This is a genomic window from Streptomyces hokutonensis (assembly GCF_000376565.1).
Lineage (GTDB): Bacteria > Actinomycetota > Actinomycetes > Streptomycetales > Streptomycetaceae > Streptomyces > Streptomyces hokutonensis.
In genome coordinates this window covers 48,275-62,378 of the sequence record NZ_BARG01000007.1, presented here as the reverse complement: position 1 = coordinate 62,378, position 14,104 = coordinate 48,275, and the positions used below count along the sequence as shown (strand labels likewise).

Below are 14,104 nucleotides of genomic sequence, written 5' to 3'. Positions count from 1 at the left end.
GCTGCGCGAGCGACTGCTGTCGACGCTGACCTGTCCCTCTCGCGTCCACCTCTCGTCTCCCCGTCTCACCATCTGGTCGAACGCGCTCCCGCCGGAGCGTGCCTTGCCGTACCCCGGAAGGTCCCCATGCTCCGCAGATCACGTCGCACCCTGCAGCTCGTCGCCGCCACCACGCTCATGGTCACCGCCGCGACCGCCTGCAACGCCGCCGCCAAGACCGACGCCTCGGACGGTGCGAGCGGCAGCAGTGGGAAGTCGTTCACGCTGGTCACGCCGGACGCGGTCGGGCAGAACGAGTTCCTGAAGCTCGCCGTCACCGGGGTGAAGGCCGCCGCGAAGACGCACGACGGGACCGAGAAGGTCTACGAGTCGACGGACACCGCGTCCCAGCAGCAGAACGTGCAAGCCGCCGTGGACACGAGCCCGAACGTGATCGTGCTGGTCGGCTTCGAGTTCGCGGACATCGTCGCGCAGCAGGCCAAGGCGCACCCCAAGCAGCAGTTCCTCATGATCGACGCGTGCACGACGAAGACGTTCACGAACGTCACCTGCGCCGTCTTCCGTGAGCACGAGGGTGTCTATCTCGCGGGCGCCGAGGCCGGGTTGCTCAGCAAGAGCGGCAAGGTCGGCGCGGTGGACGTGCTCGACACTCCCCAGTTCCGGCGCTACAGCGACCCGTTCGCGGCCGGCGCCAAGAAGGTCGCCGCGAAGACCTCCGCGTCGACGCGCTTCGTCGGCGGCCAGTCCCCGTTCGACGACTCGGCGCGCGCCAAGGAGCAGGCCGACTCCCTGCTCTCCAAGGGCACCGACCAGATCATGGCGGCCGCGGCGGCCGGCAACTACGGCGTGTTCGAGGCCGCGAAGGCCAAGGGCGCGTTCGCATACGGCGTCGACGTCAACCAGTGCGTCTCCTCCCCCGGCACGGTCGTCGACAACGTGATCAAGAAGACGGACGTCGCCGTGGAGAAGGGCGTCGAGCAGGTCCTCGCGGGCAGGACGGGCACCTCGGTGTCCTACGGCCTGAAGGAGGGCGGCATCAGCCTCACCGGTCTGGAGGCCGGCGTCGACTCGTCGAAGTGCGTGATCGCCCAGCACAAGGACGTCCTCGCGAAGGTCAAGGCGCTGCGCGACCAGATCGTCTCCGGAGAGCTCAAGGTCGATGATCCCGCCGCCAGTTGACCCCGCGGTCGAGCTCCGGGGAATCACCAAGCGCTTCCCCGGCACGCTCGCCAACGACGACGTCGACCTGACCGTCGGACGCGGCGAGATCCACGCCCTCATGGGCGAGAACGGCGCCGGCAAGTCCACCCTCATGTCGATCCTCTACGGCATGGAGCGCGCCGACGCGGGCTCCATCCGGATCGACGGCCGCGAGGTGACCTTCGGCGACCCGAGCGCCGCGATGGCCGCCGGACTCGGCATGGTCCACCAGAGCTTCAAGCTGTTCGACTCGCTGACGGTCGCCGAGAACGTCGTCTACGCCGCCGAGCCGCGCCGCTTCGGCCTGGTGGACCGGGCCGCGGCCCGCCGCCGGGTGCGTGAACTGGCCGAGGAGCACGGGCTCGCCGTCGATCCGGACGCCCGGGTCGGGGAGCTGCCGGTCGGTCTGCGCCAACGCGTGGAGATCCTGAAGCTGCTGCACCGGGGCGCCCGCACGCTGATCCTCGACGAGCCGACCGCCGTGCTCACCCCGGCCGAGGCGGACGCCCTGTTCGCGGTCCTCAAGTCGCTGGCCGCACAGGGCCGTACGGTGATCCTTGTCACCCACAAGCTGCGCGAGGTCCTCGAAGGCAGCGACAACGTGACCGTGCTGCGGGACGGCCGCGTGGTCGCCCGCCTGGTCACCGCAGACACCTCCGCCGACGAGATCGCCGCCGCGATGACCGGCCGCGCGGTCGAGCTGGACCGCGTGCACACGCCCGGAACACCCGGTGACGTGGTCCTGGACGTGAGAGACCTCACCACCGACGCCGTCCACGATGTGGGACTCACCGTCCGCGCCGGGGAGATCGTCGGCATCGCGGGCGTCGCCGGCAACGGCCAGAGCGAGCTGATCGAGGCACTGGCCGGGCTACGGCCCGTCGCCTCCGGACAGGTGCGTCTCAAGGGGCGGGACATCACCCATGCCTCGGCCACCGAGCGCCGGGCCCAGGGCCTCGCCTACGTCCCGGAGGACCGGCACGCGGTCGGTACGGCACCGGCGGCGACCGTCGCGGACAACCTCGCGATGGGCCACCACCGAACGTCCCTGTCCACAAAGGGTCTTCTGCCGCCCGCGTCCGTACGCGTCCACGCCGGACGGCTCATCGAGCGCTTCGGCATCAAGGCGGCCACCCCCGAGGTGCCCGCCTCCGCGCTGTCCGGCGGCAATCTGCAGAAACTGCTGATCGGCCGCGAACTCGCCCACGAGGCACCACTGTTGCTCGTCGAGCAGCCCACGCGCGGGGTCGACATCGGCGCCATCCAGAACATCCACGACCAGATCGTCGCCTACCGCGACGCCGGTCACGCCGTCCTCCTCGTCTCCGCCGAACTGAGCGAGATCCGGGGCCTCGCGGACCGGGTCCTGGTGATGTACGAGGGCCGGGTCACGGCGACGTACACGAAGGACGAGGCCGACGAACGGGCGCTCGGGCTCGCCATGGCGGGCGGGGCCGCAGCGCCGACGGAGGCCGTCGACTGACATGACGAACACTCACATACCGTGCATATCAGGGGTGTTGCGCTCCCCCATCACCTTCTCCGTCCTCGCGGGCCTGGTCATCGGCGCGCTGTTCCTCGTCGGCACCGGCGCGGACCCGCTCACCGCCTACAGCGCCGTCCTCACCGGCTCGCTCGGCGCCGACGGCATCGGCTCCACGCTGAGCACCGGCACCAGCGTGCTCGGCATGGCGCTCGCGCTGGCGATCCCGCTGCGCGCCGGGCTGATCAACCTCGGTGGCGACGGACAGATGGTCCTCGGCGGCATCACGGCGGCCGTGACCGGCCTCTACTCCCCGCTGCCGGCGCCCCTGACCGTCGTACTGGCGCTGCTCGCGGGCATGGCGGTGGGCGCCGCGTACGCCGCGCTCGCCGCCCTGTGCGAGAACCGCCTCGGCGTCCCGCTGCTGGTCAGCAGCCTGCTGCTGAGCTACCCGGCGGTGTCCCTCGCGTCCTACCTCGCGCGCTGCCCGCTCAAGGAACCCGGCTCCAGCCTCCCCCAGACCCGCGCGATGCCGGACGGTGTCGCGCTGCCCGCGTTCGGCGATTCGACGGTCACCATCGGGCTCGTCCTGGTGGTGCTGGCGGCAGCCGGGTACTGGTTCACCGACAAGCGCACGGCCTTCGGCTACGAGATCCGGATGACGGGCCTCAACTCCCGTTTCGCCGCCTACGCGGGCGTCGAACGCCGGGGCCTGACCCTCAAGTTGATGTCCGTGTCGGGCGCGCTGGCCGGACTCGTGGGCGCCATAGGGGTGTTGAGCTTCCCGTACCGCTTCGTCGACGGCTCGCTCACCGCACCCGGCTACACCTGGACGGGACTCACGGCGGCTCTGTTGGCAGCCGCAGCCCCGCTCGGCACGGTCGTCGCCTCCTTCTTCTTCGCCGTCCTCGCGGTCGGCGGCCTGGCGATGGAGCGGACGACCGAGGTGCCGCGCGAGCTGACGCAGGTCCTCCAGGCCATCGTGATCGTGTTCCTCGCGGCCCGACTCCGCTTCCCGACCAAGTGGTTCAGCAGGCGTACTCAGGAAAGCGGGGCCGTGTGATGTTCTTCGACTCCGATCTGCTGATGTCGGCGCTGCGCGCCCTGACCCCGATCCTGCTGGCCGCGCTGGGCGGTGCCCTGTGCGAACGCGCGGGTGTCTTCAACATCGGCCTCGAAGGCATGATGCTGATGGGCTGCTTCACTTCCGTGGCCACGAGTTGGTTCACGGGCAGCGCCTGGCTCGGTGTCCTCGCCGCCGCCCTCGCGGCGGCCGCGTACTCGCTGGTCCTGGCCGTGGGCGCGGTAACTCTGCGCGGGGACGCGGTGGTTCTCGGAATCGCCATGAATCTCCTGGCAGTTGGCCTGACGAGCTTCCTGTTGCGTACGGTCTTCGGTGTGCAGGGCACTTTCGACGATCCGTCACTCGCCGGGCTGCCGTTGATCGGTGGCTTCACCCCGCTCGCGTATCTGGCGTTCGTCGCGGTCGCGGTGGCCGCGGTGATGCTGTCCCGGCATGTGTGGGGGCTGCGGCTGCGCGGGGTCGGTGAGGCGCCGGACGCGGCGGCGACGCTGGGGGTGAGCCCGGCGAAGTACAAGTACGCGGCCGTGCTGGTCTCCGGTGTGCTGTGCGGGCTCGCGGGGGCCCAACTCGCGCTCGGGAACGTCACGTTGTTCTCCGAGAACATGACGGCCGGCCGGGGCTGGATCGCCGTCGTCGCGGTGATGCTCGGCCGCGCGGCACCCGTCGGCGTACTGCTCGCCGCGCTGCTCTTCGGTCTCGCCGAGGCCGCCGGGTTCCGCCTCCAGGGCGTGGGCCTGCCCCAGCAGGCCACGGATGCCGCGCCGTACGTCGTGACGCTCGTCGCCCTCTTCCTCTCGACGGCCCGCCGCCGTCGCCGTACCGCCAACTCCCCTTCCGGAGACACCACATGACGCAGGATCTGCTGCCCATCACCCGAGTACCGCGCACCGGACTGCCGGCACACGCGGTCGTCGTCGGCGACCCGGCACGTGCCGCCGCCGTCGCCGCGCTGCTCGACGGCGCCGAGGAGGTGTCGTACCACCGCGAATACCGTGTGTTCAGCGGGAGTTGGAAGGGCCTGCCGGTCACCGTCGCCTCGCACGGGGTGGGCGGTCCTGGTGCGATCCTGCTGTTCCAGGAGCTGGCGGACGCGGGGGTCCGCACCTTCCTGCGCTTCGGCACGGCGGGCGCGATGAAGCCCGGCATCGGCGACGGCGACCTCGTGATCGCGGAGGCGGCCGTACGCGACGACGGTGTCACCCAGCAGCTGCTCCCGCCGGAGTACCCGGCGGTCGCCGCGCCCGAGGCGGTCCTCGCCCTCCAGCGCGCGGCTCGCGAGGCCGGCGCCCCGCACCACCGGGGCATCGTGTGGACCCGAGCGGCCTTCCAGCCCGGTCTCATCCCCCTCTTCTCCTACGACGGCGCCGGGCTCGCGGCGATCGAGATGGAGCTGTCGGCCCTCCTGGTGACGGCCTCGCTGCGGGGGCTGGTCGCGGGTGGGGTGCTGGTCATCGACGGTGCCAACGCCGATGAGCTCGTTGACGAGGACGCCACCGGCGGGTACGACCCGCACCGGGACGTCGTCGCGGCCGGTGTCGAGCGCGGTGCGGTGGTCTCGCTGGAGGCACTGCGACTGCTGGCGGAGGGGAACGAGGCATGAGCATCGACCTGTTGGTGCACGGCGGGGATGTCCTGACCGTCGACGAGGCCGGAACTGTCGTACAGGACGGGGCAGTTGCCGTCCACGAGGGCGAGATCGTCGCCGTAGGACCCGCCGCCGAGCTGGCGACCCGCTTCACGGCTGCGGAGTCCATCGACGCCTCGGGCTGTCTCGTCCTGCCCGGACTCATCAACACGCACACCCACCTCGCGATGACGCTGCTGCGCGGTCGTGCCGACGACGTGACTCTCCAGGGCTTCCTGGAGCGGGTGTTGAAGTGGGAGGCCGAGCTGCTGGCGCCGAAGAACGTGGCGGCGGCGGTGCGGCTCGCGGTGGCCGAGAGCGTGCGGGCCGGGGTGACCTCGGCGCTCGACATGTACTGGTTCCACGAGGCGGCCGAGCAGGCGGCCCGTGAGGCGGGCTGGCGGCTGCACTCCGGGCCGACCTTCATGGACGTACCGGAGCCGCCGGACGGTATGCCGTACGAGGACCGACTCGACTGGGCGCGCAGGGACTTGGCGGCGCGGGGCGCGGCACGCCCCGGTCGGCGGCCGATCCTGTTCGCGCACTCGACCTACACCCTCTCCCCCGACCAGCTGATCGAAATCGCCGCCCTGGCACGGGAGTTCGGGGCGCTGCTGCACATCCACGCGGCGGAGAACGCGACCGAGGTCGCGACCGTCGAGGTCAAGTACGGCAAGCGGCCTGTGGAGTTGCTCGACTCGCTCGGGCTGCTGGGTCCCGATCTGCTGCTCGCGCACGCCGTGGACCTGACCGGTCCGGAGATCGCGGCGCTGGCCCGTACGGGCACGTCGGTGGCCCACTGTCCGGTGTCGAACCTGAAGTTGGGCTGCGGGATCGCGCCGGTGCCGCGGCTGCTCAGCGCGGGTGTCACCGTCGGGCTGGGCACGGACGGGGCCGTCAGCTCCAACACGCTGGACCTGCTGGGCGCCGTACGGCAGGCGGCGTTGGTGCACAAGGCGGGTGGTGACCCGACGGCGGTCGGTGCCGAGCAGGCCGTACGGATGGCGACGATCGAGGGTGCGCGGGCGCTGGGGCTCGGGGAGCACCTGGGGTCCCTGGAGGCCGGGAAGCGGGCCGACCTGATCGTCCTGGACCTCGGCGCTCCGCATCTGCGGCCGCTGCACGACCCCTGGTCGATGCTCGCCTACGCGGCGCACTCGGCGGACGTCCGGGACACGGTGGTGGACGGCCGCGTGCTGATGCGGAACCGGACACTGGGCACGCTGGACGAGGAAGCCGTGATCGCGGAGCTCGAATCACTTGCCTGAGCTGTGGATTTCCCTCCCGTTCAGCCCACTGAACCCCCATAATATGCCTGATACATCGGATGTCTGAGCAACAGGGAGGCCGGTCATGGCAGTGACCGATGAGGCGATCGAGAAAATCAAGGGAATGATCGTCTCCGGCGCGCTGCGTCCCGGGGACCGGCTGCCCAAGGAGAGCGAACTCGCCGCCGAACTCGGCCTGTCCCGCAACTCCCTCCGGGAGGCCGTGCGCGCGCTGTCACTGATCCGCATCCTGGACGTGCGGCAGGGCGACGGCACGTACGTCACCAGTCTGGATCCCCAACTCCTGCTGGAGGCGCTGAGTTTCGTCGTGGACTTCCACCGCGACGACACGGTGCTCGAGTTCCTGGCGGTGCGGCGCATTCTGGAGCCGGCGGCCACCGGGATGGCGGCGCTGCGGATCAGCGAGCAGCAACTCGACGCGCTCACCCTCCAGTTGGACGCGCTGGGCGGCGCGCCGTCGGTGGAGGAACTGGTCGCCTGCGACCTGGAGTTCCACCGGGGCATCGTGCAGAGTTCCGGCAACTCGGTGCTCTGTTCGCTCCTCGACGGTCTGTCGGGTCCCACCACCCGGGCCAGGATCTGGCGCGGGCTGACCCAGGAGGACGCGGTCAGCCGGACCCTGCACGAGCACCGGGCGATCCTGGGCGCGCTGCGCGACCGGGACGCGGAGGCGGCGCGGTCGTGGGCGACGGTGCACATCGCGAGCGTGGAGCAGTGGCTGCGTTCGACCCTGTGAACGAGTGGGTGGGCCCGCTGATCCATCGGAGGAGTGACCGGCCGGTCCGCGTCCGCACAGGATGGCGATCTTGTGTGTTCGACCGGTTCGGACGGGGCAGGCATGGGGTCACTCCCCCGTGCAAGGGGGCTGCGGGCGCCCCCGTCGGACGCCGTAAGGTTGGGGCGTACGCGAGGGCAGATCGGAAGGAGGCGCTGGGTGATCGAGCTGGAGGGGGTTCCCGAGCTGATCGACCCAGTGATGGTGGCCGCGTTCGAGGGCTGGAACGACGCCGGCGACGCCGCCTCCACCGCGGTCGCGCATCTGGACAAGGAGTGGAAGGGCGAGGTGTTCGCGGCCCTGGACGCCGAGGACTACTACGACTTCCAGGTGAACCGGCCCACGGTGTGGATGGACGCCGGTGTGCGAAAGATCACCTGGCCCACGACCCGTCTCTCGGTGGTCCGGGTCGGCGGTGAGAAGCCGCGCGATCTCGTACTCGTCCGAGGTATCGAACCGTCGATGCGCTGGCGCTCGTTCTGCAACGAGCTGCTGGGCTTCGCGCACGAGCTGGGCGTGGAGCTGGTGGTGATCCTGGGCGCGCTGCTCGGTGACACCCCGCACACCCGTCCGGTGCCGATCAGCGGGACCACGTCCGACGCGGACCTGGCGCAGCGGATGGACCTGGAGGAGACCAAGTACGAGGGTCCCACCGGGATCGTCGGCATCCTCCAGGAGGCGTGCACGCACGCGGGTGTCCCGGCCGTGTCGCTGTGGGCGGCGGTGCCGCACTACGTGTCGCAGCCGCCCAACCCGAAGGCCACCCTGGCGCTGCTGAACCGCCTGGAGGACCTGATCGACGTGCGCATCCCGCTGGGCGAGCTGCCCGAGGACGCGCGCGCCTGGCAGGTCGGTGTGGACCAGCTGGCCGCCGAGGACAGCGAGGTCGCCGAGTACGTCCAGACGCTGGAGGAGGCCCGCGACACCGCGGAGCTGCCGGAGGCGTCGGGCGAGGCGATCGCCCGCGAGTTTGAACGCTATCTGCGGAGGCGGGACGGCGGCGGCAGCCCGCCCGGTGGGCATGCCACGGCGGACGGCAGCGACAGCGCGTCGTACCTCCGGGACAACCCCGGCCGCGCGAAGCCGACGAGGCCCGCGAAGCCGGAGACGGAGCCCGGTACCGGGCCCGACACCGAGGCCGACGACGAGGACTCCTCCGAGGAGTGAGTCCTTCCGTCAACAGGGCGTGAAACAGGGGCGGTTCCTCTTTCCGGAGAGGAACCGCCCCTGTTCTGTTCGCCGTTGCTAGAGGGCCACGCCCAACAGGGCGTCCACCGCGCGGGAGACGACGCCGGGGGCGCCCTCGTCGCTGCCGCCCCGGTCGCGCTGGACGGCGGCCCAGCGGTCGACCGCGGCGAGCGCGGCCGGTGCGTCGAGGTCGTTCGCGAGGGCTTCGCGCATCTCCTCGACGAGCTTTAGGGCGGACGGCCCGTCGGGGCGGGAAACGGCCGCACGCCAGCGGCCGAGCCGGGCGACCGCGTCCGCGAGCACCCCGTCGGTCCACTCCCAGTCGGCGCGGTAGTGGTGGGCGAGCAGCGCCAGCCGGATCGCGGCCGGGTCGACGCCCTCGCGGCGCAGCGCCGAGACGAAGACCAGGTTGCCCTTGGACTTCGACATCTTCTCGCCGTCCAGGGCGACCATGCCGGCGTGGACGTACGCCTTGGCCATGGGGAACTCGCCGGTCAGCACCTGGGCGTGCGAGGCGCCCATCTCGTGGTGCGGGAAGGCGAGGTCGGAGCCGCCGCCCTGGACGTCGAAGCCCATGCCGAGGTGGTCCAGGGCGATGGCCACGCACTCGATGTGCCAGCCGGGGCGGCCGGCGCCCAACGAGCCGCCGTCCCAGCTCGGTTCGCCCTCGCGGGCGGCGAGCCACAGGATCGGGTCGAGCGGGTTCTTCTTGCCCGGGCGGTCCGGGTCGCCGCCGCGCTCGGCGGACAGCAGGCGCATGGCGGCGGCGTCGAGGTTCGAGACCTTGCCGAAGTTGGGGTCGGACCCGACGGAGAAGTAGATGTCGCCCTCGAGCTCGTAGGCGGCACCGGCCTCCCTGAGGCGCTCGACGAGCGGCACGATGCCGGGTATCGCCTCGACCGCGCCGATGTAGTGCTTCGGGGGCAGCATGCGCAGGGCGGTCATGTCCTCGCGGAAGAGCGCCGTCTCCTTCTCGGCGAGCGCCACCCAGTCGACGCCGTCGCGCACCGCGCGCTCCAGGAGCGGGTCGTCGACGTCGGTCACGTTCTGGACGTAGTGAACCTGCCGCTTGGTGTCGAGCCACACGCGCTGCACGAGGTCGAACGCGTTGTAGGTCGCCGCGTGCCCCATGTGGGTGGCGTCGTACGGCGTGATGCCGCACACGTAGAGACGGGCGACGGGACCGGTGTCGGGGGTGACCAGACCGCCGGTCGCGGTGTCGTGGATCCGGAGGTCGCGGCCCTTGCCGGGCAGGGCGGGGACCTCAGAAGCGGGCCAGGCATACATGTCATGAGCGTAACCGGACGGATGTTTCGCATACGAACCGGACCAGGCCGGATGGCCGGTTGGGCGCTCTTGCGCGGTCCCCGCCGGTATGCAGCTACACGGGCGGCCACGGAATGGCCGGCCACTCCCCGCTCGGCTCGGGATGCTTTCCGGCCGCGAGCAGCGCGTCGACCCGCGCGCGCGTGGCGTCGAGTTCCACGGCGGTGATCAGCTCGGCGAGCTTCCCGGCCAGCCCTGCACCGTCCCTGAGCGCCTCTCTGAGCCCCTGGAGGACCTCGATCGACTCCTGGGTCAGGGACTCGCCCGCCCAGCCCCACAGGAGGGTGCGCAGCTTGTTCTCGGCGTTGAAGGTGACACCGTGGTCGATGCCGTAGAGGCGCCCCTCGTCGGCGGGCAGCAGATGGCCGCCCTTGCGGTCGGCGTTGTTGATCACGGCGTCGAGGACGGCGAGCCGCCGCAGCCGCTCGTCGTCGGCGTGCACCAGGAGGGCGGTTTTGCCCTCGCCGACCTCGGCGAAGCCGATGGCCTTCCAGCCCGCCTCGGGCTCCTCCGCGTCGACCAGGGCGAGCAGTTCGGACTCGGCCGCCGCCTCGATCCACAGTTGGCACATGCCCTCGCCGTACGGCCCGTCGCGCAGCACGGTGGTCGGCACGAGCCCCCAGCCGGTCGCCTCGGAGACCTCGTAGGCGGCGACCTCGCGCTGCGCCAGGTTGCCGTCCGGGAAGTCCCACAGGGGGCGCTCCCCGGCGACCGGTTTGTAGACGCAGGACGCCTCACGGCCCTCGTACGTCACGGAGCAGAACAGCACCGCGTTCGACGCCTCGCGGATGCGTCCGCGTACCTTCAGCTCGCCCTTGGCGAGCAGCTCGGCCGTGGTCACGCTCCGCGGCGGTATCCGTTCTGGCGCGGACATACGTGTCCTTCCGGGTCGAGCGGGAGGCTGCACAGCGGGCAGGGCGGACGGCCGGCGTTGACGACGTCGAGAGCGCGCTTGGCGAAGGCGCGGGCCTGGGCCCCGGTGAGCCGGACCCGCAGCATCGGGGGTCCGTTCTCCTCGTCCTGGAGCAGCCGCTCCTCGGCCTCGGCGAGGTCCTCCTCGGACTCCGCGTCGAGTTCCACGAGGGCCTGCGCCTCGACGATCATGCGCTGTTCCTCGCCGTCCCAGGCGAGCGCCATGGTCCCGACGCGGAACTCCTCCTCGACGGGGGTCTCCAGAGGGCGGGTGTCGGAGATCTCGGTGGGGGTGACGGCGGGGACGGCCGCGCTGCCGCCGCTGCGCCGTACGACCTCGTCCAGAAGCTCGTCCATGCGCTCGGCGAGCGCGGCGACCTGCGTCTTCTCCAGGGCCACGCTGGTCACCCGAGGGCCGGCGGCGGCCTGGAGGAAGAACGTACGGCGCCCGGGCAGACCGACCGTACCGGCTACGAAGCGGTCCGGCGGGTCATAGAGGAACACCTGACGTGACACGTCCTGTCTCCATGGGAATCGACTGCTGACAAGTGCGGCGCTACTGCGACCGCTTCACCCTACTGCGGCCGACGATCACGGTGCGCCCGCGCCGCCCCCGACCGTGGCCTCGTCGCCCGGGGGCTCCTCGCGCGGCGCCAGGGAGGCGAGATCGCCGGTGTCCCCGAGCCGTACGAGAAAAGGCCTGAGACGGGTGTAACGGATCGCGGTGATGGAACACGGTTCTACGGAGATCCGCTGGAAGAGGTCGAGATGAAGTCCGAGTGCGTCCGCTACGAGGGACTTGATGATGTCGCCGTGCGAGCACATCAGGTAGACGGCGTCGGAGCCGTGATCGCGCTCCACGCGCGCGTTCCACTCGCGTACGGCCTCGGCCGCGCGGGTCTGCATCGACCGCATCGACTCGCCGCCGGGGAACGCTGCGGCCGAGGGGTGCGCCTGGACGACCTCCATGAGGGGCTCGTCCTTGAGCTCGGCGAGCTTGCGGCCGGACCAGTCGCCGTAGTGGCACTCCCCGATCCGCTCGTCGGTGTGCGCGCGCAGCTCGGGGCGGGCGTCCAGGAGGGGCTGGAGGGTCTCCTGGCAGCGTTGCAGCGGGCTGGTGACCACCTCGGCGATCGGCAGCGCGGCGAGCCGTCCCGGGAGCGCGGCGGCCTGCGCGTTGCCCCGCTCGTCGAGGGTGACACCGGGCGTCCAGCCGGCGAGCACTCCCCCGGTGTTGGCGGTCGAACGTCCGTGCCGGACAAGGATCAACGTGGGCATGCGGCCAAGGGTAGGCGCACTCCGGGGTGCGCCTTCGGGCAGATGGCGGGAGAATACGCACCGTGATCGTCGACTACGCCATCTACCGCGACGGACGCCGGGCGGAGGGGCCCGGCGATTTCTCCGACGGCCTGGACCACTGCCGTCGGGTGGGTGACGCGTTCGTCTGGATCGGTCTCTACGAGCCCACCGAGGACGAGTTCGACAAGGTCACCGAGGAGTTCGGGCTGCACCCGCTGGCCGTCGAGGACGCCCTGACCGCGCATCAGCGGCCGAAGCTGGAGGTCTACGACGACTCGCTGTTCATGGTCCTCAAGCCGGTGGGCTACGAGGCGGACAGCGACGTGGTCACCTCCGGCGAGGTCATGGTCTTCGTCGGCGACTCCTTCGTGGTGACCGTCCGGCACGGCGAGGAGGCCCCCCTGGCGGCCGTACGGCACCGCCTGGAGGAGGAGCCGGCGATGCTGCGGCACGGTCCCACGGCGGTGCTGTACTCGATCGCCGACGCCGTCGTCGACCACTACGTGGACGTGGCGGGCGAGTTGGGGACCGACCTGGAGGAGCTGGAGGCGGCGGTGTTCTCGCCGACCGGCGGCGGCTCGCGGACGACCGCCTCGCGGATCTACGCCTTCAAGCGGCAGATCCTGGAGTTCCGCCGGGCCACCGGACCGCTCGCGCAGCCGCTGTCCCGGCTCGCGGGTGTGGGTCTCACCGGGGACCGGGTGCCGTTCGTGAACGACAGGTCGCGGCCGTTCTTCCGGGACGTGAACGACCACCTGATGAAGGTCAACGAGTCCGTGGAGGGCCTGGACCGGCTGGTCTCGGACGTCCTGGCGGCGCATCTCGCGCAGACCGGTGTCCGGCAGAACGACGACATGCGGAAGATCTCCGGGTGGGCGGCCATGGCCGCGGTGCCCACGATGATCGCGGGCGTCTACGGCATGAACTTCGACCACATGCCGGAGCTGCACTGGCTGTGGGGGTACCCGGCGGTGATCGTGCTGATGGTCGCCCTGGAGGTGCTTCTGTACCGGACGTTCAAGCGGCGCGGCTGGCTGTAGGGCGCCGGTTGGGCTCAGGCGAACTCGGGTGCGGTCGTGGCCGGTCCGCCGAGCGCGTCGCGTCGTTCCGGCATCCTCAGGGACACCATCCGCCGCCAGCCGCCGAGCCGTTCGTAGGCGTACACGGCGTGGATGCCTGCGGCCAGGGCCGCCGACTTGGCGCGCGGCCAGCCGAGGACGCGTCCCATGTGGGCCATCACGGCGAGGCTGACGTCCCGGTAGATCCGGATCTCGGCGAGCGCGCACTCACGCAGGGTCCCCTGGATCGCGCGGCCGTGTCCCGCGCGCGCGAAGCGCAGCAACTCCTCGTGGCAGTAGGCGAGATGGTTGTCCTCGTCGTTCGAGATCATCCGCACCGCGCGGCCGAGGTCGGGGTGGTCGGCGAAGTGCCTGCGCAGGAGTTCCATCTGCTCGGAGGCGCGCTGTTCGGTGACCCGGCTGTGGGCGAGGTAGGTGACGATGTCCTGGACGGTGAGCGGCGTCCCGCCCTTGAGCTTCTCGTGCGCGAGACCGATGCCGTGCCGTTCCAGGAGCATCGTGTAGTCGGTGTCCGGGGGCACCGGTACGGGTTCGAGGCCGCGCTTCTTCATGAGGGCGTTGAAAATGCGCCCGTGCTTGTCCTCGTCGGCGCCGTGCCGGCTGATCTTGGGGGCGAGGTCGCGTTCGGCCTGCGGGACGAGGGCCGCGATCCGCCCGTTCTCCCAGCCGCCCTGGGACTCGCCGCTTGCCGCGATGGAGCAGAACAGCCGGAAGGACTCGTCGTCGTCGAGGATCTCCTGGAACAGGCTCTTGGCCGAAAGCATCTGAAGGCACCTCCATGCAGGATTCCGCCGCATTCCGCAAAGAACGAGTCAAATGCGACGCCAGAGGTGCTGCAACAGCTG

Annotated in this window: 14 protein-coding genes; 9 read left to right on the top strand and 5 right to left on the bottom strand. The window is 70.9% G+C overall.

Features of this window, described 5'->3' with window-relative positions; all coding sequences use genetic code 11:
- Positions 1 to 126: 126 nt before the first annotated feature.
- The 8 genes from SSP08S_RS02960 to SSP08S_RS02925 all read left to right on the top strand — a co-directional run bounded on the left by SSP08S_RS02960 (position 127) and on the right by SSP08S_RS02925 (position 8,622).
- On the top strand, positions 127 to 1,179 hold the full coding sequence (locus SSP08S_RS02960; protein WP_019066084.1) for a BMP family ABC transporter substrate-binding protein: 1,053 nt from the start codon (positions 127 to 129) through the stop codon (positions 1,177 to 1,179).
- The gene (locus SSP08S_RS02955; RefSeq protein WP_019066083.1) at positions 1,160 to 2,683 is read left to right on the top strand and encodes an ABC transporter ATP-binding protein; all 1,524 of its coding nucleotides are present in this window, start codon (positions 1,160 to 1,162) and stop codon (positions 2,681 to 2,683) included. Before SSP08S_RS02960 ends, SSP08S_RS02955 begins: the two co-directional genes overlap by 20 nt.
- A gap of 1 nt (position 2,684) precedes the next feature.
- A complete protein-coding gene (locus SSP08S_RS02950; RefSeq protein ID WP_051105846.1) occupies positions 2,685 to 3,746 on the top strand; it encodes an ABC transporter permease in 1,062 nt (353 codons plus the stop codon).
- Complete coding sequence (locus SSP08S_RS02945; RefSeq protein WP_019066081.1) at positions 3,746 to 4,618, top strand: ABC transporter permease; 873 nt, start codon at positions 3,746 to 3,748, stop codon at positions 4,616 to 4,618. The genes SSP08S_RS02950 and SSP08S_RS02945 overlap by 1 nt, the downstream gene beginning before the upstream one ends.
- Positions 4,615 to 5,367 carry a nucleoside phosphorylase gene (locus tag SSP08S_RS02940; protein WP_019066080.1) on the top strand — a complete coding sequence of 251 codons (753 nt, stop codon included), beginning with the start codon at positions 4,615 to 4,617 and terminating at the stop codon, positions 5,365 to 5,367. The genes SSP08S_RS02945 and SSP08S_RS02940 overlap by 4 nt, the downstream gene beginning before the upstream one ends.
- Positions 5,364 to 6,659 carry an amidohydrolase gene (locus SSP08S_RS02935; protein WP_019066079.1) on the top strand — a complete coding sequence of 432 codons (1,296 nt, stop codon included), beginning with the start codon at positions 5,364 to 5,366 and terminating at the stop codon, positions 6,657 to 6,659. The genes SSP08S_RS02940 and SSP08S_RS02935 overlap by 4 nt, the downstream gene beginning before the upstream one ends.
- Positions 6,660 to 6,744: 85 nt before the next feature.
- Positions 6,745 to 7,416, top strand: coding sequence for a FadR/GntR family transcriptional regulator (locus SSP08S_RS02930; RefSeq protein WP_019066078.1), 672 nt, complete (start codon positions 6,745 to 6,747; stop codon positions 7,414 to 7,416).
- Between the two features lie 198 nt (positions 7,417 to 7,614).
- Positions 7,615 to 8,622: a PAC2 family protein gene (locus SSP08S_RS02925; protein ID WP_019066077.1), complete on the top strand. Its 1,008-nt coding sequence runs from the start codon at positions 7,615 to 7,617 to the stop codon at positions 8,620 to 8,622.
- A 78-nt stretch (positions 8,623 to 8,700) separates the two neighbouring features.
- Here the strand turns inward: SSP08S_RS02925 and mshC are convergent, their stop codons facing one another.
- The 4 genes from mshC to SSP08S_RS02905 form a co-directional block, all read right to left on the bottom strand.
- On the bottom strand, positions 8,701 to 9,930 hold the full coding sequence (gene mshC, locus SSP08S_RS02920) for a cysteine--1-D-myo-inosityl 2-amino-2-deoxy-alpha-D-glucopyranoside ligase (RefSeq protein ID WP_019066076.1): 1,230 nt from the start codon (positions 9,928 to 9,930) through the stop codon (positions 8,701 to 8,703).
- A gap of 94 nt (positions 9,931 to 10,024) precedes the next feature.
- Positions 10,025 to 10,843 carry an SCO1664 family protein gene (locus SSP08S_RS02915; protein ID WP_174479364.1) on the bottom strand — a complete coding sequence of 273 codons (819 nt, stop codon included), beginning with the start codon at positions 10,841 to 10,843 and terminating at the stop codon, positions 10,025 to 10,027.
- On the bottom strand, positions 10,807 to 11,397 hold the full coding sequence (locus tag SSP08S_RS02910) for a DUF3090 domain-containing protein (RefSeq protein WP_019066074.1): 591 nt from the start codon (positions 11,395 to 11,397) through the stop codon (positions 10,807 to 10,809). Before SSP08S_RS02910 ends, SSP08S_RS02915 begins: the two co-directional genes overlap by 37 nt.
- Positions 11,398 to 11,472: 75 nt before the next feature.
- Positions 11,473 to 12,159, bottom strand: coding sequence for a histidine phosphatase family protein (locus tag SSP08S_RS02905; protein ID WP_019066073.1), 687 nt, complete (start codon positions 12,157 to 12,159; stop codon positions 11,473 to 11,475).
- 62 nt (positions 12,160 to 12,221) lie between these two features.
- On the opposite strand from SSP08S_RS02905, the gene corA reads away from it, so the two are divergent.
- The gene (corA, locus tag SSP08S_RS02900) at positions 12,222 to 13,220 is read left to right on the top strand and encodes a magnesium/cobalt transporter CorA (protein ID WP_019066072.1); all 999 of its coding nucleotides are present in this window, start codon (positions 12,222 to 12,224) and stop codon (positions 13,218 to 13,220) included.
- 14 nt (positions 13,221 to 13,234) lie between these two features.
- Here the strand turns inward: corA and SSP08S_RS02895 are convergent, their stop codons facing one another.
- Positions 13,235 to 14,023, bottom strand: coding sequence for a ferritin-like domain-containing protein (locus SSP08S_RS02895; protein ID WP_019066071.1), 789 nt, complete (start codon positions 14,021 to 14,023; stop codon positions 13,235 to 13,237).
- Positions 14,024 to 14,104 lie beyond the last annotated feature (81 nt).